The organism is Paenibacillus amylolyticus, from assembly GCF_051136285.1.
Classification (GTDB): Bacteria; Bacillota; Bacilli; order Paenibacillales; family Paenibacillaceae; genus Paenibacillus; species Paenibacillus amylolyticus_F.
Map to the genome: position 1 here is coordinate 2,258,248 of NZ_CP194938.1, position 22,375 is coordinate 2,280,622.

Annotated in this window: 19 protein-coding genes and 2 other annotated features; of the genes, 7 read left to right on the forward strand and 12 right to left on the reverse strand. The window is 47.3% G+C overall.

Features of this window, described 5'->3' with window-relative positions:
• Positions 1 to 104: 104 nt before the first annotated feature.
• Positions 105 to 2,048 (forward strand): ABC-F family ATP-binding cassette domain-containing protein, encoded by a 1,944-nt coding sequence (locus ACR8BL_RS10085; protein ID WP_434753070.1) that lies wholly within the window; start codon positions 105 to 107, stop codon positions 2,046 to 2,048.
• A gap of 610 nt (positions 2,049 to 2,658) precedes the next feature.
• Here the strand turns inward: ACR8BL_RS10085 and ACR8BL_RS10090 are convergent.
• The 7 genes from ACR8BL_RS10090 to ACR8BL_RS10120 form a co-directional block, all read right to left on the reverse strand.
• On the reverse strand, positions 2,659 to 4,215 hold the full coding sequence (locus ACR8BL_RS10090; protein WP_434752485.1) for a 2-isopropylmalate synthase: 1,557 nt from the start codon (positions 4,213 to 4,215) through the stop codon (positions 2,659 to 2,661).
• A gap of 275 nt (positions 4,216 to 4,490) precedes the next feature.
• Positions 4,491 to 4,830, reverse strand: a binding site (T-box leader).
• A gap of 60 nt (positions 4,831 to 4,890) precedes the next feature.
• Positions 4,891 to 5,245, reverse strand: a binding site (T-box leader).
• Positions 5,246 to 5,373: 128 nt separating this feature from the next.
• A complete protein-coding gene (gene tsaD, locus ACR8BL_RS10095) occupies positions 5,374 to 6,432 on the reverse strand; it encodes a tRNA (adenosine(37)-N6)-threonylcarbamoyltransferase complex transferase subunit TsaD (RefSeq protein WP_434752486.1) in 1,059 nt (352 codons plus the stop codon).
• Positions 6,429 to 6,950 (reverse strand): ribosomal protein S18-alanine N-acetyltransferase, encoded by a 522-nt coding sequence (rimI, locus tag ACR8BL_RS10100; protein WP_434752487.1) that lies wholly within the window; start codon positions 6,948 to 6,950, stop codon positions 6,429 to 6,431. The genes tsaD and rimI overlap by 4 nt, the downstream gene beginning before the upstream one ends.
• A 17-nt stretch (positions 6,951 to 6,967) precedes the next feature.
• The gene (gene tsaB / locus ACR8BL_RS10105; protein WP_434752488.1) at positions 6,968 to 7,900 is read right to left on the reverse strand and encodes a tRNA (adenosine(37)-N6)-threonylcarbamoyltransferase complex dimerization subunit type 1 TsaB; all 933 of its coding nucleotides are present in this window, start codon (positions 7,898 to 7,900) and stop codon (positions 6,968 to 6,970) included.
• Positions 7,897 to 8,382: a tRNA (adenosine(37)-N6)-threonylcarbamoyltransferase complex ATPase subunit type 1 TsaE gene (gene tsaE, locus ACR8BL_RS10110; RefSeq protein ID WP_434752489.1), complete on the reverse strand. Its 486-nt coding sequence runs from the start codon at positions 8,380 to 8,382 to the stop codon at positions 7,897 to 7,899. The genes tsaB and tsaE overlap by 4 nt, the downstream gene beginning before the upstream one ends.
• A 317-nt stretch (positions 8,383 to 8,699) precedes the next feature.
• Positions 8,700 to 8,876 carry an H-type small acid-soluble spore protein gene (locus tag ACR8BL_RS10115; protein ID WP_434753071.1) on the reverse strand — a complete coding sequence of 59 codons (177 nt, stop codon included), beginning with the start codon at positions 8,874 to 8,876 and terminating at the stop codon, positions 8,700 to 8,702.
• Positions 8,877 to 8,880: 4 nt separating this feature from the next.
• Positions 8,881 to 9,180, reverse strand: coding sequence for a hypothetical protein (locus tag ACR8BL_RS10120; protein WP_434752490.1), 300 nt, complete (start codon positions 9,178 to 9,180; stop codon positions 8,881 to 8,883).
• 154 nt (positions 9,181 to 9,334) lie between these two features.
• Between ACR8BL_RS10120 and ACR8BL_RS10125 the strand changes: the two genes are divergently transcribed.
• The 5 genes from ACR8BL_RS10125 (at position 9,335) to ligD (ending at position 14,841) form a co-directional block, all read left to right on the forward strand.
• Positions 9,335 to 10,246, forward strand: a complete 912-nt coding sequence (locus ACR8BL_RS10125; RefSeq protein ID WP_434752491.1) for a Ku protein — start codon at positions 9,335 to 9,337, stop codon at positions 10,244 to 10,246.
• A gap of 469 nt (positions 10,247 to 10,715) precedes the next feature.
• Positions 10,716 to 11,585 (forward strand): VOC family protein, encoded by an 870-nt coding sequence (locus tag ACR8BL_RS10130; RefSeq protein WP_434752492.1) that lies wholly within the window; start codon positions 10,716 to 10,718, stop codon positions 11,583 to 11,585.
• A gap of 236 nt (positions 11,586 to 11,821) precedes the next feature.
• Complete coding sequence (locus tag ACR8BL_RS10135; RefSeq protein WP_434752493.1) at positions 11,822 to 12,919, forward strand: GerAB/ArcD/ProY family transporter; 1,098 nt, start codon at positions 11,822 to 11,824, stop codon at positions 12,917 to 12,919.
• Between the two features lie 61 nt (positions 12,920 to 12,980).
• Entirely contained in the window at positions 12,981 to 13,937 is a 957-nt protein-coding gene (locus ACR8BL_RS10140; protein WP_434752494.1) for a DNA ligase, read from the forward strand.
• A 13-nt stretch (positions 13,938 to 13,950) separates the two neighbouring features.
• A complete protein-coding gene (gene ligD, locus ACR8BL_RS10145) occupies positions 13,951 to 14,841 on the forward strand; it encodes a non-homologous end-joining DNA ligase (RefSeq protein WP_434752495.1) in 891 nt (296 codons plus the stop codon).
• Positions 14,842 to 14,941: 100 nt separating this feature from the next.
• Here ligD and ACR8BL_RS10150 read toward each other — a convergent pair whose 3' ends face one another.
• Positions 14,942 to 15,853, reverse strand: a complete 912-nt coding sequence (locus ACR8BL_RS10150) for a YitT family protein (protein ID WP_434752496.1) — start codon at positions 15,851 to 15,853, stop codon at positions 14,942 to 14,944.
• Between the two features lie 353 nt (positions 15,854 to 16,206).
• The gene (gene cls / locus ACR8BL_RS10155; RefSeq protein ID WP_434752497.1) at positions 16,207 to 17,646 is read right to left on the reverse strand and encodes a cardiolipin synthase; all 1,440 of its coding nucleotides are present in this window, start codon (positions 17,644 to 17,646) and stop codon (positions 16,207 to 16,209) included.
• 388 nt (positions 17,647 to 18,034) lie between these two features.
• Here cls and ACR8BL_RS10160 point away from each other — a divergent pair, with 388 nt between their 5' ends.
• A complete protein-coding gene (locus ACR8BL_RS10160) occupies positions 18,035 to 19,387 on the forward strand; it encodes a hemolysin family protein (protein WP_434756656.1) in 1,353 nt (450 codons plus the stop codon).
• A gap of 67 nt (positions 19,388 to 19,454) precedes the next feature.
• Here the strand turns inward: ACR8BL_RS10160 and ACR8BL_RS10165 are convergent, their stop codons facing one another.
• The 3 genes from ACR8BL_RS10165 to ACR8BL_RS10175 form a co-directional block, all read right to left on the reverse strand.
• Complete coding sequence (locus ACR8BL_RS10165) at positions 19,455 to 20,531, reverse strand: AI-2E family transporter (RefSeq protein ID WP_434752498.1); 1,077 nt, start codon at positions 20,529 to 20,531, stop codon at positions 19,455 to 19,457.
• 129 nt (positions 20,532 to 20,660) lie between these two features.
• On the reverse strand, positions 20,661 to 21,452 hold the full coding sequence (locus ACR8BL_RS10170; protein WP_434752499.1) for an ABC transporter permease: 792 nt from the start codon (positions 21,450 to 21,452) through the stop codon (positions 20,661 to 20,663).
• A complete protein-coding gene (locus ACR8BL_RS10175; RefSeq protein ID WP_434752500.1) occupies positions 21,445 to 22,356 on the reverse strand; it encodes an ABC transporter ATP-binding protein in 912 nt (303 codons plus the stop codon). The genes ACR8BL_RS10170 and ACR8BL_RS10175 overlap by 8 nt, the downstream gene beginning before the upstream one ends.
• Between the last annotated feature and the right edge of the window lie 19 nt (positions 22,357 to 22,375).

The window sequence follows — 22,375 nt, forward strand, 5'->3', positions numbered from 1 at the left end:
CTACAAGCCTGAGCCGTTCTCCATCGGTGCATTTGCTCTGTTTTTCATGTAAACTGGGATGTAAGTGTTATTTCAGAACTAGACCTATGGAGGAACTTAATTTTATGTTGCTGCAAGTATCCGGAATTATTAAACGTTTTGGTGTCGATCCCATCCTGGACGGCGTAAACTTACAAATATTAGAACGCGAGCGCATTGGCCTGGTTGGCGTTAACGGTGCAGGTAAATCGACTTTGCTCAAAATTATAGCTGGCGAGATGTCCTATGACGGCGGACAAATCTTCAAATCCAAAGAAACCACGCTGGGTTACCTTGCGCAGAACAGCGGCTTGCAGTCCAATCGCAGCATCTGGGAAGAAATGATGCATGTCTTCACGCATCTCACCCAGACCGAAGCCGAACTGAGACAGATGGAGCATGATATTGCCGATCCTGCATTAATGGAAGATGAGAAGCAATATGCTGACCTGCTGGAGCGCTATGCAAGACGCTCGGATTGGTTCAAAGATCATGGTGGTTACGAGATGGAAACGCGTATTCGCAGCGTGCTGCACGGAATGGGTTTTGGTGAATTTGCACCAGATACCCCGATAGGTACACTCAGTGGCGGGCAGAAGACCAGACTCGCGTTAGCTCGCATTCTACTTCAAGCTCCCGATCTGCTTATGCTGGACGAGCCAACGAACTATCTGGACATCGCTACACTTACATGGCTTGAGGATTATCTGAGAGGATACTCAGGTGCTCTGTTAGTCGTATCCCATGACCGGTACTTCCTGGACAGACTCGTAACTAACATCGTTGAAATCGAACGTCATCGCTCCAAGAAATATACGGGCAATTATAGTCGTTATATGGAGCTGAAGGCAGCCGAGTATGAGATTCAGATGAAGCAATACGAGAAACAACAAGATGAAATCTCCAAGATGGAAGACTTTGTACAAAAAAACATCGTACGCGCTTCAACAACAAAGCGTGCCCAGAGTCGCCGCAAAGCGCTGGAGAAAATGGATCGTCTCGACAAACCGCTCGGTGATCTCAAGAAAGCTCATTTCTCATTTGAGACAGCTGTCATGTCAGGCAAGGAAGTGTTACGTGTAGATCAACTATCCGTTGCGTATGATGAGGGTTCACCTCTGTTCCGCAATGTGTCCTTTGATCTGCGGCGCGGCGAAACGGTTGCGCTGATTGGGCCCAACGGAATCGGGAAATCAACGATGCTGAAATGTCTGACCGGGAGTCTCCGTCCTGTGCAGGGCGATATTCAGTGGGGCACCAAAGTACAGATTGGTTATTATGACCAGGAGCAGACTGGGCTGAATCCGTCCAATACGGTGCTTGAAGAACTGTGGAGTGCCTATCCGGGCATGGAAGAAGCGCGCATTCGAACCGTACTGGGCAACTTTTTGTTCAGCGGTGATGATGTACTCAAAAAAATATCCGCGCTAAGTGGCGGGGAGAAGGCTCGTGTGTCTCTGTCCAAGCTCATGCTGAAAGAAGCTAATGTGCTCATTCTCGATGAGCCTACGAACCATCTCGACCTCTTCGCCAAAGAAGTACTGGAGGCTGCACTGATGGATTATGAAGGCACGCTGCTCTTCATCTCTCATGACCGGTATTTCCTGAACAAAATGGCAGAACGAATCGTTGAGCTTCACCCTGGCGGCACAGAGCACTATCTGGGTAACTATGATGATTACGTGGAGAAAAAGCAGGAATTAGAAGACATTGCACGCGAGGCCGCCGAGGCTCGTCAGGCATCTTCCAAATCAACTGCTCCAGCAGCATCGGAGAAATCCGGTGCGGCTTCCTTCGAGGCAGACAAACAAGCCAAGCGGGAAGAACGAAACAGACAGCGCAGACAGGAAGCATTGGAGCAGCAGATTGCCGAACTGGAGTCCAAGATTACCTTGCTGGAAGAACAGATGGCTTTGCCGGAAGTTTATCAAGATTATATGAAGCTGCAGGAATTGCAACAGTCATCGGAGGAACACAAAACACAGCTTGCAAACGCTTATGAAGAGTGGGAAACTCTCGCCATGGAATAGATTTTTAATAATATGTGCGGCAAATAGCAAAAAATGTACAAGAGGCTCCGCGTTACGAAGGTAACGCGGAGCCTCTTGTAGTTTAAAGGAAGCCTGCGATCCACTAGACGTGGGATTCGCTCATAAAAAATAAACCCAACTCTTCTCAGCTCGGTAGAGATCAGAAAATCGTATTCTCACATTTGTCAAATATCCTCGGATTACGTAAAATAAATTCCTGAAGCAACACAACTTTTTATCCACAAGAACGAGTTGTATTCCACACCTCTTTTCACGTAATTAAACATTGGTAGAATAAGCTTTTGATGAAAAAACCATATTTATCCACCATTTTATCCACATTATCCACAGTGTTGTTGGTAACTCAGATGCATTCTATCCCCTGCAAACCCCTTGTTTCGAAAACACGGGTTTCAGGACTTTACCTTAGTTACCCACAAATTATACTGGATATGTGGATAACTATAGTCACACCTTGACAAATTCAAATTCGGCTTTGTATTGTACGAACCAAAAAAGGATTCCATTCCGTCAAAACAAGGACGAGAAAGGAACCCTTTTTAAAAATTTCTGGACTAGTTTAATTTGTCGTTCATCTTACACCAAAATCTTAATGTACAGATACCTCTTCACTTTCCGCAGTTTCAGCCTTAAGCCCAGCTGCATTACATGCCGCAACATACGCCAAACCCGCAGCCATCACGATATCATGATGTGTTGCCGTCCCCCGGAATTCTCGTCCGGCTCGCTCTACCGTTATTACAGCTTCCGCGCTGGCTCCTTCTCCCCCACTCAAGGCATGCATCTCCATGTCTACAAATGTAATATCGTCTGAAATACACTTCCCAATGGCCTGAATTGTCGCATCTACAGGTCCTTTTCCTACAGCAGAATAAGAATGTTCTCCTGCACTTGTACGAATACGAACAGCAGCCATGCGGTCTGTCATACTGCCTGCCGTCACCTGCAGTTCAACCAACTCGTAGTCCTGTGCCGGGATGTTCATCGTTTGGCTAACCATTTGCAGCAATTGGTCATCACTCACCACTTTTTGCTGATCCGCAGTTACTTTGAACACTTCGTACAATTGCTCCATTTGCTGTTCATCCGGTTCGAATCCGTATTTGCGTACCCGATCCTTCAGAGCATGACGGCCGGAATGTTTGCCCAAAATAATCATACTACGCGGAATGCCCAGTGCTTCCGGGTCCATAATCTCATACGTGTTGCGGTTCTTCAACAAACCATCCTGATGGATACCCGACTCATGTTGGAAAGCATTGCGTCCAACAACGGGTTTGTTATAGGCAATCGGGAAATGCATAGCCCGGCTAATCTGACGAGAAGTCTCATACAGCTGGTTCAGCTTGATGTTGGTCGTTGCTCCGATCACATCTCCCCGCGTCTCCAGAGCCATAATCAGCTCCTCCAACGCACAATTGCCGGTACGTTCTCCAATTCCATTGATCGTCACTTCAATCTGTGAAGCACCATTGGCAATGGCAGCCAAACTGTTCGCCACAGCTAGCCCCAGATCGTTATGGCAGTGCGCACTATAGCGAACTTTATCGCCGCCCCTTGCTCCCTCACGCACTCGTCTGAACATCTCTCCATACTCGTGCGGCAGCGCATAACCAACTGTGTCGGGCAGATTGATAATACTTGCCCCTGCCTCGATGGCCACTTCAACCATTTCAATCAGGTCATCCATCTTGGTACGCGCAGCATCCATCGCTGTGAACTCCACGGTATCCGTAAACTGACGTGCGTAGGAAACCATCTCCCGAGCCGTAGCCACCACTTCACTGCGAGGACGGCGTAGCTGATGCTCAATATGAATATCCGACGAGGATATAAACAGGTGGATTCGGCGCCGGGCAGCATCTGCGGTAGCCTTCACCGCAGAATCGATGTCTCCTTTGACTGCACGTGCAAACCCGCAGATTTCTACCTGCTGCAATTGTCTTGAGATCGCCTGAACCGCCGCAAACTCCCCTGGACTGGAGATCGGGAATCCAGGCTCAATGACGTCAATGCCAAGCGCTGCCAGCTGGTGAGCCAGTTCTATTTTTTGCTCAGGATGCAGGCTGGCTCCGGGTGCTTGCTCTCCATCTCGCAGTGTTGTATCAAAAATTTCAATCATGCGTTTGTTCGGGTTTGTTGTCATTTTCATCAACCTCCAATAATTTTAGGATATCGTTACCTGTTTCATCATAAACTTTCCATTTCTGGAAACAGACGAAACATGCTTTCGATCTCAGTTCAATTCTGCTCTACTATGTTTGTTTTGTAGAAAAGTTATGTTCATTGGTTGGTTCAAAGTGTACGTCGACTTACACTCTGAAATGCTTCTGATTCGGACTGATGCCATGCGCATCCCATATGGTTGTAGCTTTTGCCCACCCTGCTGCCGGCAGCAATACAAATAACCCGCCATCTCATCAAAGAGACGGCGGGTTATTCTCCCCTCCGCGGTACCACTCTCGCTTGATAGCCCAGCCTGCGCTGACACCATCCACCTCGTGTTCTCATGAAATGCATTGAACTACACAGCTGTCTGCGTAAAACCAATCATTGCATTCAAGAGAAACTCCCTGTAACGGGGGTTAGCCGTTGCTGTGTACACATGAGCTGCCGCCTTGCAGGCAGCGGTTAAACGTATCTCATGTTTCCAAAGCTCTGTTCCCGGGCGAGATTCAAACGTTTCCAGCCACTGCGTCGCACCCCCCCGCAGCTCTCTGAGCGCCATTGTCGTTCTACTGCTCCCGTTCATTACATTTGTTTGATATATTAATATTACTCCAAAATTGAAATCAAAAAAGCCTGCCCTCTCCTGCATAATGCAAGAGACGACAGGCTGTTCACCTTCGCGGTACCACTCTTGTTGACTCTCATCCTGTTTAAACAACGGCTTGAAAGTCCCCTCAGTATTGTTCATCGATCTTTCGTTAGACTCAGGTAACATCAATGTGATACCCCATTCTAATCTGACATGAATCGATAACAACGGCCCTTTCACGGAGGCAACCCGTAACGATATACTTTCGGCAACTTCAGCCTTCGGCTTGGATCTTAAACAGCCGTGTTCCATCGTTCCGCTTCCAGGTGAGTTTCAGGTGTCCTTCGGCTGCGTTGCACCATCCCGCAGCTCTCTTATGACCGGGAAAGACCTTACTGTTCCTGTTCATCGCGTTTTTCAGTTCAGGAGATAACTCCTGTTTAATTTGTAACTAATATACATTCTACACAATCCACTGTCAACCATTCATTTCAAAATGAACAATCTCTTGCCAGAACAACTAGGCATCTTTCAATTCCAAATAGTCTACGCTTCGGTCTGAACCGACCACGCTTCCAGAGAAAGTCCAGGATCCGCCTTCGCGTCAAAATCAGTCCCTTCGCCGCGGATCCATTTGAGATGTGCTGCCGCGCCGATCATGGCTGCATTATCCGTGCAATACTCCATTGGTGGAATAATCAGCTCCAACCCTTCCTTCTCACAACGTTCCTGCAGAGCCGTCCGCAAGCCACGATTGGCTGCAACCCCGCCGCACAGGAGCAACTGACGTGAGCCATATTCTCGAACTGCCCGTACCGCTTTTTCCACCAGCACTTCAACGACAGCTTCTTGAAAACCGCGCGCTACTGCAGACGGCTCCAATGTTTCGCCGCGCATCTTGGCCTGATTCAGTACGTTGAGCACAGCCGATTTCAGTCCACTGAGACTGAAGTCATATGATCCTGCTTCAAGCCATACCCGTGGCAATGGAACAACGTCCTCCGCTTCAAATGCCATCCGGTCTACATGCGGCCCGCCCGGATATGGACAGCCGAGTGCACGGGCCACTTTGTCATAAGCTTCACCGACAGCATCATCCCGTGTACGACCAATCAGCTTGAACTTGCCCTCGGACTCCAGATGCACAAGCTCTGTATGCCCGCCCGATACCACAAGAGCCATCGCCGGATATTGCAGTTCACGCACAAGGCGATTCGCATAAATATGACCGGCAATATGATGGATACCGATCAGTGGTTTTCCCAGTGCCATCGCCAGCGTTTTGGCTGCGACGATACCCACCAGCAATGCACCAACCAATCCTGGGCCCTGTGTGACTGCAATCGCGCTCAGATCACGCGCACGGATGCCGGACTTTTCAATGGCCTGCTCCAGCATCAGCGTGATGACTTCAACGTGCTTACGCGAAGCCACCTCCGGCACAACGCCGCCAAACGCTTTATGTGTCTCGATCTGACTGGAGATCAGATTAGACAGCACTTCACATCCGTCTTTGACAACGGCTACCGATGTTTCGTCACAGCTTGTCTCTACCGCCAGAATATAGGATGGAATTCTGCCCTGATTATCTATAAGATCGTTCATGAATCCATTACGCTTCCTTCCTCTTCGCCGCTCCGGCCTGCAGGCGGAAGTACCGCCCACATGATCATTGCATCCTCTCCGTTATCGGAGTAGTACCCTTTGCGCAGACCTGCCGATTCAAACCCTTTTTTCTGATACAAATTCTGAGCTATAATATTCGATACTCTGACCTCGAGTGTCATACGCTCCATGCCGAGATAAGCTGCCGTTTTCATTAACTCGTCCAGCAATCTCTCACCCAGCTTACGACCCTGGTATGCTTTTCTCACTGCGATATTGGTAATATGCGCTTCGTCCATAATCGTCCACATCCCCGCATATCCAACAGCCGTACCATCCAACTCCATGACCATATATTTAGCAAAATGATTATGCTTCAATTCATTATGAAAAGCCTCTTCCGTCCAAGGGAGGGTAAATGCCTCATGTTCAATCTCCATCACGTCAGGAATATCTGCCACCGTCATGAGTCTGAATTGAAACACGGTTTCCTGTCCTTCGTTCCCTACGTTGTTCATCCGCTCTCCCTCTCCCTTCAGCCTTTGCGCAGCAGGTTCGCTTCCGCTTCGGACAGCTGGGTGTAGTTCGGCACCAGCGCATGTACGTCGTCGCGCTGACCTGCAAGCAGCGCTTCAGCGCCGAGGCGCCCAATCCAGCGGCCTTCCAGCTCATACGGAACGAGCTGGAGCGCCGTTCCTGCGGGGCAGCGAAGCTCTGCCGCTGCTGCCGCATGCTGGCCCGTCTCGCCGACGATCCAGACGGCAGCGGGCCGCTCTTCCGGCGCCGCCTCCGCTAAGCGGGCGGCGAGCTCTTCCAGCCATCCGTCCATTTGGCGGATGGCATCGGGCGCCAGCCGGCTGGGCGTATCGCTGCCGGCTGAGGCGAACAGCGCGGTATAGGCTTGACCGCGCCGCGCGTCCACGAGCGGAACGATCCAGTGGACAGGGGCGGCACTCGTGCCGCCCTGGTCCGCGGATGGCGTTCCGCCAGCCCCGGCTGCGGCATCATCTGCCGCAGCTTGCGCCTTGGCGGCGAGGCCGCTGTGCCAGCCGCCCCAGGCGAGGGCCTGAAGGCTGGACACCCCGGCAACGGGGATGTCCCATGCCCAGGCCAGCGTCTTCGACGCGGTCACCGCAATGCGGATGCCCGTGTACGAGCCTGGGCCAATGCCGACGGCGATCCCGTCCAGCTGGCCTGGCTCTGTGCTGCTGGCAGCAAGCAGCTGCTCCATCACAGGCACAACGTGCACCGAGTGATTGCGCTCGGCACGCTCATTGCGCTCTTCCAGCAGCGAACGTCCCTCCATCACTGCGGCAGCCATCACCGCAGTGGATGTATCCAACACCAAAAACCGCTGACGCGGCTTGTCTTGCAAATCTTCGATCTTCCCATCATTTCTTAAACCTTCGATCTTACCCTCATTCCTCAACCCTTTGATCTTATCCTCTTCTCTCAAACCTTGTATCATCCTATAACTCCATTCTGTCTGAACTGTCGGCATATCGTGGCATACACCTCACCATACCCATCCAGGGTTATCGTTCGATCTTCAAGGCCAGTCGTCTCCATCTGCACATGAAGATGCTCCTCCGGCAGCAACTCGGGAATGATGCTAGCCCACTCTACCAGACTGACTCCCGTACCGTAAAAATACTCTTCAAGTCCCAACTCGTCCGCTTCTTCCAGCGAAATGCGATACACATCCATGTGATACAGGGGCAATCGCGCCTCATATTCCTTGATCAGTGTAAAAGTCGGGCTGCTCACGACATCCCTCACGCCCAGATGCCAGGCAAACTTCTGTGAAAAAGCGGTTTTGCCCGCGCCCAAATCGCCATCCAGTGCAATCACCATTCCGGCATGCGCCTGCGCCGCAAGTGCGGACGCAAGCCTTTCTGTATCTTCAATGCTATGGGACTGATACACCCACTGCTCATGCGTCTGATTCAATATACGCCCCACCTTTGACGGTTTCCCGCCTGAGTTCACTTTGAACCTTATTATATCGGTCCCTTTCCTCGCCCGCAACATTGAAGGAACATGCTGGAAAGGCTAGGCTTCATAACCATATCCCTTGAGTGGATCGCGAAAAGGATCATAACATAAAAAACCGATACCTACCGGTACCGGTCCCTTTCATTGATTTCCAAAATAGCATCTCTAATCTTATCTAACATCTCGTCACTTATCATTCCCTGATACTTCACTCTGTCTTATCCACAACAATTATTACGTAACAATCTCTTTTTTCATTCGCGACTGTCTCTCTACTCTTCCAAGCGATCCACACGCACCGTTTGCGTGTTCCCCGGTCTGCTACCCACCTGTACAGTCGCCATACCGTTGGCCTCATCTACATTTTCTATCCAGACAGGTTCCCCTTCAAGTGTCACAGCAATGGTATCTTTGGCATCATAAATCGCTTTGGCCCGCTTTGCATCCATCATATTATTCGTAGTCTCCTTCCGGGTCTTCGTTATGCTTTTCCTCAACGATCGTATCTGTCGTACTGTCACCAATATAACCGTTATCCTCCATAACCTGACCGCCACCTAACCCTTCATTCACCATGCGATCAATATCGAGCATAAAGGATTCCCGATCCACCGGCAGCTTCTCCGAAGTTACTGCTTCCCAATTCACAGCCGTTGCTGGCGTATAAAACTCATCTGCGCTCTCAGCATCCTCCAGAGGATAAGGTGTGAATGTATGTCTGTGCGCCTCTTCCTCATCCCGCCTGTTCTTCATCTGGCACCTCCCCATCTTGTTTCTGTTATCATCCCCGACTCTTGCAGAACCATACTGATTATCGGACAAAACCATGGCATTCACGGGTTCACGACTATACGTTTCAACAGCTGCCCATACTATTATGAAAAAGGAATCGAAAGGAGTTGCCTTTATGCATACGGTCTGGAAAGGTGCAATCAGCTTTGGTCTGGTGCATGTGCCTGTCAAAATGTTCTCGGCCACCGAGGACAAGGATATCTCCATGCGTTATATTCACAACGTCTGCGGTAGTCCGCTTGCTTATGTACGCCAGTGCCCTTCCTGTGAGATTGAAGTCAAATGGGAAGAGATCACCAAAGGGTATGAGTACGAAAAAGGAAAATTTGTCCTGTTTGAAAAAGAAGAACTTGAGGCCTTAAACGAGTCCGCCAGCAAAACCATTACCATTCTGGATTTTGTCGATTTGACTGAGATTGACCCGATTTATTTTCAAAAAACCTATTACCTCTCTCCCGACCAAGCTGGCGGGAATGCCTACCAATTGCTCATGAACGCTATGCGGGATACAGGGAAAATCGGTATTGCCAAAATCTCGATTCGATCCAAGAGCAGCCTCGCCGCCATCCGGGTGCTTGAGGATTGCTTGTCGATGGAAACTATTTTTTACCCGGACGAGATTCGTCCCGTATCTCAAGTTCCCAACCTTCCCGAAATGCAAAACGTGAACGAAAAGGAACTTACGATGGCTAAACTGTTGATTGACCAACTATCTACTCCGTTTGAACCTGGTAAATATACAGATGATTATCGGGCAAAACTGCTTGATCTCATTCAACACAAGGTTGCAGGCGAAGAAATCAAAATCGCTCCAGCCAAACCTGAAGCCAATGTGATGGATCTTATGGCTGCCCTTCAAGCAAGTATTGAAGCAGTGAAGCCAATCACTGCGGACCCTGGAACAAGCACGGCCAAACCCAAGAAACGCGCTCCACGAAAAACAACTGTGCAGGCAGCTGCCGGAGGTGAAACCAATACACCTGCTGTAACGAAACGTAAAAAAGCCCCTGCCAAACCAAAAGTGTAATCTACGCGTGCTGGTGAAGTAGAGCAGCCTGTATGTTCTGTCGACTCTGTTTTTATTTCTCACATGGTTTGGTTTTCTACTTCTGTCTAACGAACCGTTATTGGTCACATTAGCCAAAGACTTCTATCCGGTTCGTTAGTAGCGGCAGAATCATTTTATTTTATATATCAACATCCTCGGCTCATCACTTCGCGTACCCCCGGAATTACGTCCACTTTGGCACTATCGGCGGTATAAATATTTGGTTAAATTTATTGACTAAACTAAGTAAATATTTTATATTAACTTATGAAAAGTAACTTATTTATATTTATAAAGTGACGTCTGTACATTTTCCAACATTTTGAAGTTGCTTACATCTTCTTCATCGATTCCCGAAACCTAGTGCGCAGATCATATTGATATTGGCATGATATATCCATCGTAATTAGTTGAACATCAGGCATCTATTATCAAGGAGGAAATAATCATGAATACTACTTATCAAATTCCAGCCACAACCCATCTGGGTGAAGTTAGTCTTAAAATCAGCAATCTGGATCGATCCATCCAGTTTTATACGGACGTTGTTGGCCTCAAACTGCTGACACGCCAAGATCATATCGCCACCATGACAGCCGAAGGAAAGAACGTCCTTCTTCGCCTTGAAGAAGTGAGCAACAGCATTACATTGCCTGAGCGCTCCCATGCTGGCTTGTACCACTTTGCCATTCTGCTGCCTGACCGCAAGTCGCTTGGACTTGCCGTTCGTAATCTTGTCGCATCCGGAATCGATATTGGTCAAGGAGATCACCTGGTGAGTGAAGCCTTTTATATCTCTGACCCCGATTTGAACGGGATTGAAATCTATGCCGACCGCCCTCGTGATACTTGGAAACGGGATGCTGACAATAATTACGTTATGGCAAGCGATCCAGTGGATGTGCAGAGCTTGTTTGATCTGTCGGCAAGCGAGACTTGGAACGGCCTGCCAGCTGGCACCGTTATCGGTCACGTTCACTTCCACGTTCGCAGTCTGGAAGAAGCCCGCAGCTTCTACTCCGGTATTCTTGGATTTGATGTTGTAGGCAACTTCGCCAACATGTCAGCACTGTTTGTGTCTGCCGGAGGGTACCATCACCATCTGGGGCTGAATATCTGGGCTGGAGTGAACGCTCCAATTAATCCTGCTAATGCTACGGGAATCGACTATTTCACCATTGTGTATGCCCAAAATCATGAAGTTGAGCAGGCCGTGGAGCGTCTGCGCCAGGCAGGCGTTGAAGTAAGCCCGGATGGTGATGCATGGTATGCGGCAGACCCGCAAAACATCCGAATCCGCCTGATTGCAGAGGTCTAAAGTGCAATTCGTGTTATTTTAGAAGCAAGCTGTTACCGTCCACTCACTCTGCCAACTTTACTCTGAATCCCTTCTCTTGACCAAACTGGTTACTGCAAAAAAGCCTGACCCTCGTTCCTCCAAAGCTTTCTCAGGAGGTAAAAGCTCGGGCTTTTTTTATACCTCTGATAAAACCGTAAATATTGGTACATCCTAACCCAGACTTAGACATTGTCAGACGAAGGAGATTTATTGGAATGATTGAAAAGGGACGTTTGACCGTCAGGCAGCTTGCTTCGCTGATGTTCCTTTGCACAATCGGTGAGCAGATCCTCTTTTTCCCAACCATGATCACATCTTATGCTCAGCAAGATGCCTGGATCTCTTCCTTAATTGGCGTAGGAGGCGGAATGGGTGTACTTCTGATCATGTTTGCTGTATATCGCTTGGATCCGCGTCTGAATTTAATTGAACATGTACTGCGGGTGCTGGGACCTTGGGTGGGCGCTGTTGTCAGTGCATTCTATATTTTTTATTTTCTGGTTGGTGCATCAACGTTTATCCGTGAAATGGGAGACTTTATGACGACGAACATTCTGAGAAATTCACCATTATGGGTGCTGCACCTTTCATTCGCCTGTGCTCTGGCTTGGGGATTGCGGTCGGGGCTCCCTAACATCGGAAGAACTGCTGAAATCTTGTTGCCTATCGTTGTCCTGTTCCTGATTATTCTCACGCTATGTCTACTCCCCAAAGTCGATCTTAACAATATAAAACCCATTCTTGCTAGGGGATTCCTTGATCCTTTCCAAGGCTTTATCGCTGTACTTACATACCCGTACTGTGAATTATGTATTTTCATGATGTTATTGCCTTACACAGAGCAGCGCCCTCATCTGAAAAGAGATTTTTTGCTCATGGGTATGATCGGCGGATTAATGTTAACGCTAACCATAAGTATGTGTCTGCTTATTTTGGGACCATTCATGACACAGCATTACTGGTTTACCTCGTTTAATCTGTCACGCTTGATTAACATCGGAAAATTTTTGCAACGAATTGAAGCAATTATGGCTTCCGTCTGGGTTATCGCTGTATTTTTCAAAAGTGTGCTCTTTTTCTACAGTTTTGTGCTTGGACTGGCCCATCTGTTTCGTTTGTCCAACTATCGGAATCTAATCTTACCAGCCTCACTTCTCATTTTAGTCTGCTCCATCCTGATCGCACCAAATGAAACCTTCTATCTGAAACTGATCATTCCATACTGGATTGACTGGGATTTAACCTGTGGCATTTTTCTACCGCTGCTGCTGATCCTGATTCATCATTTGAAACGTCGGTTGCAAAAACACTAACCTTCTCAGCCTTTTTACTTAACACTGATAGGGAGGACTGGCTGATGGAAAGGAGCATGACATGTTCAAACCCGTCTTACCGTTTGAACCCGTATCCCGGGACACCCTGCCTGCAGGCTCGCAATGGATTGCACAGATCAAGTGGGATGGTGTGCGCATGCTCGCTTATGAGAACGGACAGGAGCTGAAATTGATCAATCGCAGGTTACATGACCGAACAGCCCAGTATCCCGAACTGGTCCAGCCTCGCAACCTATGTGCTGGTGCCTCGTATATTTTGGACGGCGAGATTATTGCGCTGGATCCTGACACGGGACGACCTTCCTTTTATCATGTGCTTCGCCGGGATCGGATGAGCAAACCGGATAACATCGCTCAGGCCATACATCAGATACCGATAACTTATATGGTTTTTGACATTCTCTTTTATGATGGAAAGTGGATCACCGATCAGACACTTGAAGCTCGCCAGCAGCTATTGCATAAGGTGCTCCATACCAGCCATCATGTACAGGAAGTTACCAACTCCACAGATGCAGCCGCCCTTCTTACAGTCATGAGACAACACCAGATGGAAGGCATTGTCTGCAAGGATCTCTCCAGCACCTACGGGATCGGAGGAAAAGACTCCCGGTGGCAAAAGGTCAAAATCATGCATGACCTGTATGCCATGATCGGGGGCGTCACATATCGTGATGGAATTGTGAATGCCGTTGCGATCGGCGTATATGACGGGCCTCATTTTATTTATATCGGTCATGTTGGAACAGGTAAATTGAACATTAACCGCTGGAGAGAACTCACTTCACAGGTGCAGCCACTCCTTATCAAGGAGAGACCCTTTCACAACATTCCTGAACGCAGCGCCGAGACAACCTGGGTCAAGCCCGAGATTGGACTTAAGGTGCAGTATATGGAACTGACACATCATCGTACGTTACGGCATCCCAGCATTCAGACTTTCGCAGATGTGACATCAGAAGACTGCTCGGCCAAACAGCTCCAGCATGAAGATTAAAAGGAGATGCTCTATGCCACACAAAATCAAAGGCTCCATTATGATCGAAGGTGTAGAACTTACGGTCACGAATCCTGACAAGCTATTGTGGCCGGAAGCCGGTGTAACCAAAGCCATCTATTTGCAAAAGCTGGCCGCGCTGGCTCCATATCTGCTGACATACACCCGTAACCGTTTGCTAACAACTATACGGTATCCTCATGGCGCTGGTGACACGTTCTTTTATCAAAAAAACGCGCCAGAACCGGTGCCTGATTTTGTGTATACGCAGGAATATGAAGGCATACGCTACATTGTTATGAACGGGCTTCCTGAGCTGCTCTGGCTGGGGAATCTCGCAGCACTTGAATTCCATCCTTCGCTTCATACGATTAACAGCACACTTCCATGTGAATGGATGATTGATCTTGACCCTTCCATGGAGCACGAGCCCAGAATCATGCAGGCCGCCTTAATTGTAGGTGAAACGTTGTCTTCACTTGGATTGCAATCCGTTCCCAAAACTTCTGGCGCTACAGGTGTTCAAATCATTGTGCCGATCACCTCGGGTATAACATTCGACGAACTCCGGGATATTGGTTACTTTGTAGGCAAATATGTCACGCAAAAGCATCCTGAATTATTTACACTGGAACGCCTGAAAAAAGATCGTGGCGATCGAATTTACTTTGATTACCTCCAGCATTATGGCGGCAAAACGTTGGCAGCTCCCTATACACCTCGTGCCAAGCCAGGGGGAACGGTCTCCACACCGCTCTCTTGGGATGAGGTAAGCCGTGATGTTTCCATTCAGGATTATCACCTCATGAATATTATTGAACGTCTGAATACAGTAGGCGACCTGATTGCAGCCGTACCTCCACAGCCTATGGAGCTGATCCTGAAACATCTCAAGAAAAAATAGCCGATATCCTGTGACTCAGGGTATCGGCTATTTGCATACTGCATATATGATGATATTTCCAGTTTAATAACTTTGCTTCAAACTTTAGAAGAAGGAATCACTAATGGATGCCTTTTTTCTTGAAACGTCCACCCTTCACATCATGAATGTTGCCGATGGCTATAAAGGCTTGCGGGTCCCAATCCTCTACGATAGACTTCAGCTTAGCTTCTTCCAAACGGGTAATAACAACAAAAATAATCTTTTTCTCATCCCCACTAAAGCCGCCTTCTCCGTCCAGATACGTTACACCGCGTCCAAGACGATCCGTCAACGCTGAACCGATATCGCGATACTTCTCACTGATAATCCAGACCGACTTGGACTGATCTAGCCCTTCATTTACGATATCAATCACCTTCATCGCAATATAATAGGCAATCATTGAGTATAGAGCGTTCGGCCAGCCGAAAACAAATCCAGCACCCGCGAAAATAAATACGTTAATAATTAAAACAATCTGTCCTACAGACAGCGGTGATTTCTCACTAAACAGAATGGCAACAATCTCTGTACCGTCCAGTGAACCACCAGAACGAATGACCAGACCTACTCCCATACCCAGAATTAATCCGCCGAATACAGCACCCAGAAGTGGTTCACCCGGTGTTAGTGCTGGAACTTTGTGAAGTAGAGATGTACCAATAGACATGACTACAATCCCCAGCAAAGTAGATAATGCAAAGGTCTTACCGATCTGCTTGTAACCAAGGATTAAAAAAGGCATGTTGAGCAAAGTCAGAAATATCCCCAGCGGCAGATGTGTAAGCTCTGACACCATAATCGAGATCCCCGTGATACCACCGTCGATGACGCCGTTTGGCACAAGGAATACTTCAAGCGATACAGCCATGAGCACAGCACCGATCAGGATCATTACAATACGCTGCAGCAACTTCAGCGTAAACACCGAGCTTTTGACGCCGCGATCGGCTTGCTTGGCCGTTAGTTCTTTCACCGTTACATTGGACATGGTATCCCCCCCGTAAAATCAGAATGTGAATCCATTTTATATATCCATTAAATTACTCCACGGGGAAGCTCCATGTAGAAATTGAGCAAACTGTATTCTGCATGTACTCTGACCCACCATCAAAACGGGCATCTAAAGGCGATATAAAATAGATTCAAGATGTACTGCTTGCCGGATCACACTTCCAAAAGAGAGCAAAAGGGAGCCTGTTTCCCCAGACTCCCCCTCCTTCGTCACGACATGATTTATATAACTATTATATCATAAAAGATCAAATTGGAACAAAATACTTAGCAAAAAGAAGATAAATTCAAAAAAAGTGAATTTATCTTCAGAAATCTGCCCTAAATCGGCTAAAGAAGCGGAGAAAGCATCCGAGAAAGTATTTCTCCCCCTTTTTGCAGGCGTGAGCGTTGTTGAAATGCTTGTGGTTCAATCTGGCTACATTCCTCCAAATCACGTTCAAAATCATGCAGCAAACGATGAATAGCTGAGCTTTCAAATAATACGGCCGTTAATTCAAAATTATAAAAGAAACTTCGCATGTCCATATTGGCTGTGCCTACCGTTGCCAACAGATCATCTACAATCATTACTTTCGCATGAACAAAGCCTTTACGGTATTGATAAAACTTCACACCTGCTCGCAGCAACTCTTCCACATAAGAGAGCGATGCAAGGTGTACCAGCCGCGAGTCTGATTGATAAGGAATAACAATTCGCACATCCACCCCGCTGACCGCAGCGGTCTTAAGTGCCTCGTAAAGAGCTGGATCAGGGATAAAATAAGGCGTTGTAATATATATCCGTTCACAGGCTACTGAAATCGCGCCAAAACACATCTCCTGAATCGCATCCCATTCCTGATCAGGCCCACTCCCCAAAATCTGAATCCGTTCTCCTCCGCTGCAAATATGAGGTGGAAATAATTTTTCGAGCGGCGTCTCTGTCATCCGTTTACCCGAAGCCAGCTTCCAGTCGTTAAGAAACGTACACTGCAGGAAGTAGACCGCATCTCCTTCAATCTGCACATGCGTATCCCGCCAAAATCCAACCTCCGGATATTGACCAAGATAGTCATCTCCGACGTTAATACCACCAACAAAACCAACCTTGCCATCCACAACTACAATTTTACGGTGGTTGCGATAATTGACCCTGCGATCAATCGTAGCAATGAGCGGCGGCAGAAAAAAATGAAACTCGACACCCGCATCCTGAAGCTTGCGGATAAAACTCCAGCTCAGGTTATGACTGCCAAGCCCATCGCAGATGAACCTGACTTTTACTCCCTCCTGCGCTTTACGGATCATCACCTGCTGAAAGCGAGTACCGATCACATCATCCCTGAAAATATAAAACTCGACATGCAGATGATGCTCGGCCTTTTCCATCTCTCTTAGCATAGCTGCGAAAGCTTCTTCCCCATTCGTGAGCACCTTGCTTCGGTTGCAACCCGTTATCGGGCTCTCGGACAGATGGGATAACAGGTTAAATAAACGGTGCTGGTGCTTGTATCGGTCTCCTGGCATTTGAGAAATCTCATCTACAATGTGGGCTTGCTTCCAGATGGTTTCACGCATTTCCCGGAAAATTCGCGACCCGCCCTTCCGCAGTTTTTTGCGTTTACTGTAGTCTTGTGCGACGAAATAATACACAACAAATCCAATCAGAGGTACGCAAAATAATATGAAAAGCCAAGCCACTGCTTTGGCCGGGTTACGGAACTCCAGCACAAGAATCGTAGCCGCCTGAAAAATAAAAACAATTAAAATAATGACCAGCCAGAACATGCGGCTTCCTCCTTAGGACCTTACTTTCTTAATGTTCCGTTCCCTTGCTAACTAACTTTATCTTCTTTCACTCTAAACAGCTTTGACGATATTGTTTCCAGCTAATCATAGATACCCATTGTCGACCCCATTCGTAACGAAAACGTAGATAAAACTTTACATAAGCAGAAACATCACATCACTTCTAATACATATTTCTTCACTGCTGCTTGTTAAAAAATAGCTATGTCTTCATAGCCATATGGGCTGAAATAATCAAAAAAGCCTTGTTTTGCAGCGTTCCCCTTCCAGACTCTTCCTCTATTCTTCAGGAGAAGGTGGTCTTCTTACGTAAAATTAGATATAATACTCGTTAAAAACTTATGACTTAAAAGGAGAAGAGTAGTGAATGGACAGTGAGAGGTATGCGATAAATTTGGTTTTAATTGCACTTTTGATAGGGCTATCGGCATTTTTTGTGGCAGTGGAGTTCGCTCTGGTACGAGTACGTATGAGCCGGATCGATCAAATGATTGCGGAAGGGAACAAAAGGGCGCTTGCTGTGAAACAGGCCGTCGCCAATCTGGACGGATACCTGTCTGCTTGTCAGCTCGGGATCACGATTACGTCTCTCGGACTGGGCTGGCTCGGTGAACCTACGGTAGAGAACATTCTCCACCCGGTGTTCGAAAGCATGAGTATCCCTGATACACTCGCTTCACTCTTGTCATTTGTCATTGCCTTTGTAGCGATCACGTATCTACATGTTGTTGTGGGTGAACTTGCACCCAAAACGATAGCGATCCGCAAAGCTGAGACTGTTGCACTGCTAACGTCCGGCCTTATCATCTGGTTTAACCGAGTAATGTATCCTTTTATCTGGCTGTTAAACGGCTCTGCGAACCAGTTGGTTAAATTATTTGGCATCAAGCCTGCTTCCGAACATGAAGATGCACACTCCGAAGAAGAGTTGCAGATTATTATCAATGAAAGCTTCGAAAGCGGGAAAATCAATCAGGCTGAATTTGGTTATGTGAGTCGAATCTTTGCTTTTGATGAGATGCTGGCCAAAGAAATCATGGTTCCCCGGACCGACATGGTCTGCCTTTATCTAAATAGAAGCAACGAGGAAAATCTTGAGATCATTCGGGAAGAGCAATACACTCGCTTCCCCGTCGTTAATGAGAGCAAAGACGATATTATTGGTATCATTAATACGAAACAATTTTTCCTGGAGCTGTACGGCAACGAAGAACCTGTGGACCTGTCCTCCCTGATTCAACCCGTGTCAGCCGTTCACGAGACAACTCCGGTTAAGGATCTGCTGAAAAAAATGCAGAAGGACGGCGTGCATATTGCCGTCTTGGTCGATGAGTATGGAGGCACCTCCGGCATTGTAACGATTGAGGACGTACTGGAACAGATTGTTGGTGAGATTCGTGATGAGTTCGATGCAGATGAAGTAGAAGAAATCCAGATTGTGAATGAACACTATGTCATTATGGATGGCAAAGTTTCGCTGTCCAAAGTCAACGATATGTTCATGGCCTCGCTGGATGCAGACGAATGGGATACAATCGGTGGATGGCTCTACAGCCACCGTCCGGAGATGAACGAACAGGATGAGTATGAATATGAGAACCTGACATTTGTCCTGTTGGAAAAAGATAAAAATCGCTTCTATAAGGTCGCCATCGTTCCTAAAGAACCACTGAACATGTCAGACTACACCGATGAAGATGAGAAAGAAACAAACGTTTAATCAAATAAAGGTCTGTCCACCGTCATTTATGACGGAGACAGACCTTTTCTTTATGCTGAGCCCGAACTCATTGGGCATCTGCTCGATCTTCGACAATCCGGTTTTGGATTTTACGGAAAATAATCTTGAGAATCATGTACAGCGGAATGATAATAATCATTCCAAGAATGTTGCCAAGATCGGCTCCGACAAGCAACAGGATGACTGTGGTCAACGGATGAATATCAAGCTGTTTGCCATACACATAAGGGGAGATGAGATTATCCTGAATTTGCTGTGCAATGACGATAATGATCAGAGACCAGAGCGCCATGGAAGGTGAGTCGATAAAAGCAACGATCACCACAGGAATGGCCGCCAGCAAAGCTCCCACATAAGGAATAAAGTTCAGAATAATAGACACCACCGTTAATAACAGCGCATAAGGCAACCCGATAAGAAGAAAACCGATAAACATGAGAATGCCCAGCGCCACATTAACGATAACACGGCCCACAATATAATTGCTCAAGGCCTCATCAATTTCATGCACCGTTTCTTCTCCGTCTTTTCGATAATGTCTCGGCAATAACAGCGTCAAGTTGGTTCCAAATTTACGGCCTTCCTTGAGCATGTAATAGAGCATAATCGGAAATGTTGCCAAAATAATGACCAGATTGGATACAACCGAAAACAGACCTGATACATAATCCGTAACCTGCGTAATCCCCTGACTTAAATACTCGGACAGCCTGGTGAACAAGTCTGAATCCTCAGGCAGGTAACGGGCAAGAAAACGATTGTTTTCCAGCGCTTTAATCTGCTCCACAAGGGAAGATACAAGCTTAGGTGCATTTTCGATAAAATTCCATAACTGCTCCCGCAGGGAAGGCCACACGAGAACGCTGAATCCTGCGATGAAGAGTCCAACAACAACATAAATAATCAGGACAGACAGTGCTCTTTTTATTTTGTGCCGTTCCATGAAGTCCACGAGCGGACGCAAAAGGTAATAGAAAAACCCTGCGATCAGGAGCGGGATGATGATGATATGAATCAGCGAAGTTAGAGGGCGGAAAATAAAGTTTACTTTATCTCCCAAATACACGATCAGCAGAAGTAAAATAATTGCCGTGCATATGCGATAAAATTTGTTGTTAATCAAGAAACGTGATCCCTCCATGCGCTGCCCTGACAAGGTGACTGCGTCAATAATATGATTCTAACATTACAATACCAGTATGTAGCCTGAATAGACAGCTATGCCACATACAAACAAAAAAAGAGGCAGGAATTAACCTGCCACATCTCTTTTGTTGAACACAACCCAGGATATCACCATAAAGATGACATAATATACGGCGAGAACTGCCAAAGAGAAACCGAGAGTCATACCCGCACTTGAACCGTTCATTAAACCTATATCCGATGAAGCGTTCATATATTGGCTCAGATTCATATTGTTGAACAGTACATATTTAGCCCAATCATATCGATCCGGATTAAAGATCAGCGAAAAAATATTTTGCGTGAACATAATAAACAGGGACAAACCAATAGCAAGCGCGCCTGAACGAAATACAGAAGATACCATAAAGGCAATCGCCAGGGTAATGAACAGGTCAATATACAGATATCCCCATCTCGTTAGCGCCTCGGTCGCCATTATCCCACTCTCCACCGGAGCATCATGAGAGAACAAAATATACGAGCTGAGCATTGCCGTACCAATGACGATCAGTGTGCTCAATAGACTGAAGCCCACTACAGTCAGATATTTGGAAGCCAGAATTTTACTGCGTGACCATGGACGGATCAGCAACAGTTTAATGGTTCCCCATGTAAATTCACCCGCCACCGATTCCGCTGCAATGACCACGCAGAAAATCGTATTGAGGAAAAAAGCGATCTGAACTGTTGTAGCCGCTGGCTGCCAGTAATACGCCTCACTCGCCCCCATACCTTCCCGTAATAACACGGGCATTAACAATGAGATCAGAGCAAGAATAGCTAGCATCACCCAAGTACGCGCACGACGGAACACCTTCATATTTTCATTCAGTAGCAGATTGCCGAAACTACCCAATGCCGCCACCTCCAGTCATTTGCAAGAATTGATCTTCCAGCGTACGAGTCACACTACGAATACCATAGACCTGCACACCTTCTCGAACCAGCTTGGCATTGACATCAGGAATCTGTTCCCTCGAGAGAGACATCACGATAACCTTGCCCTGGATAACTGCCTCTCCCTCCATAAGTTGAACAGCACGTTCTGCATCATCTACTTCAAAGGCAACTTCGATTAAGGTATCTGAACCTTGTTCATCCCGCAGATTCCGAACATCAATCAGTTTACCGTTCTGAATAATAGCCACGGTATCACACATTAATTCCATCTCGGACAATAGATGGCTTGAGACAAAGACGGTGATCCCCTCTTCATGGGTTAGAAGCCGAAGATAGTCCCTCAATTCCCTTATTCCTTGAGGATCCAAACCGTTTGTGGGTTCATCCAGAACAAGCAACTTGGGTCTATGTAAGATAGCTTGTGCAACACCAAGACGCTGACGCATACCCAATGAATAGGTTTTAACCTTATCGTGAATGCGGGCTGTCAGGCCTACACGCTCAATGGTCTCGGCAATACGCTCCTTGGTAACACCAGGTGACATACGGGCAAAATGCACCAGATTCTGATATCCAGTCAGGAATTTGTACATCTCCGGGTTTTCCACAATTGCCCCTACTTGGGATATCGCCTTTTCAAACTCATTCTTCACACTGTGTCCAGAGATGAAAATATCTCCTTTACTAATGGACATCAAACCTACCATCATTCGAATTGTTGTTGTCTTCCCCGCGCCATTCGGTCCTAAAAAACCAAAAACCTGCCCCGGAGAAATATCCAGGGTCAGGTCGCTGACCAATGATCGGGAGGAAATGATTTTACTGACGCCTTGAAGTCGGACAACCGGCTCCTGCTGCATTCAATCCTCTCCTTCATGG

Excerpts from the sequence above, each read along its gene's own strand:
- ACR8BL_RS10085 (WP_434753070.1), top strand. The coding sequence starts at position 105 with ATGTTGCTGCAAGTATCCGGAATTATTAAACGTTTTGGTGTCGATCCC.
- ACR8BL_RS10090 (WP_434752485.1), bottom strand. The coding sequence starts at position 4,215 with ATGACAACAAACCCGAACAAACGCATGATTGAAATTTTTGATACAACA.
- tsaD (WP_434752486.1), bottom strand. The coding sequence starts at position 6,432 with ATGAACGATCTTATAGATAATCAGGGCAGAATTCCATCCTATATTCTG.
- rimI (WP_434752487.1), bottom strand. The coding sequence starts at position 6,950 with ATGAACAACGTAGGGAACGAAGGACAGGAAACCGTGTTTCAATTCAGA.
- tsaB (WP_434752488.1), bottom strand. The coding sequence starts at position 7,900 with ATGATACAAGGTTTGAGAGAAGAGGATAAGATCAAAGGGTTGAGGAAT.
- ACR8BL_RS10115 (WP_434753071.1), bottom strand. The coding sequence starts at position 8,876 with ATGGATGCAAAGCGGGCCAAAGCGATTTATGATGCCAAAGATACCATT.
- ACR8BL_RS10120 (WP_434752490.1), bottom strand. The coding sequence starts at position 9,180 with ATGAAGAACAGGCGGGATGAGGAAGAGGCGCACAGACATACATTCACA.
- ACR8BL_RS10125 (WP_434752491.1), top strand. The coding sequence starts at position 9,335 with ATGCATACGGTCTGGAAAGGTGCAATCAGCTTTGGTCTGGTGCATGTG.
- ACR8BL_RS10130 (WP_434752492.1), top strand. The coding sequence starts at position 10,716 with ATGAATACTACTTATCAAATTCCAGCCACAACCCATCTGGGTGAAGTT.
- ACR8BL_RS10135 (WP_434752493.1), top strand. The coding sequence starts at position 11,822 with ATGATTGAAAAGGGACGTTTGACCGTCAGGCAGCTTGCTTCGCTGATG.
- ACR8BL_RS10140 (WP_434752494.1), top strand. The coding sequence starts at position 12,981 with ATGTTCAAACCCGTCTTACCGTTTGAACCCGTATCCCGGGACACCCTG.
- ligD (WP_434752495.1), top strand. The coding sequence starts at position 13,951 with ATGCCACACAAAATCAAAGGCTCCATTATGATCGAAGGTGTAGAACTT.
- ACR8BL_RS10150 (WP_434752496.1), bottom strand. The coding sequence starts at position 15,853 with ATGTCCAATGTAACGGTGAAAGAACTAACGGCCAAGCAAGCCGATCGC.
- cls (WP_434752497.1), bottom strand. The coding sequence starts at position 17,646 with ATGTTCTGGCTGGTCATTATTTTAATTGTTTTTATTTTTCAGGCGGCT.
- ACR8BL_RS10160 (WP_434756656.1), top strand. The coding sequence starts at position 18,035 with ATGGACAGTGAGAGGTATGCGATAAATTTGGTTTTAATTGCACTTTTG.
- ACR8BL_RS10175 (WP_434752500.1), bottom strand. The coding sequence starts at position 22,356 with ATGCAGCAGGAGCCGGTTGTCCGACTTCAAGGCGTCAGTAAAATCATT.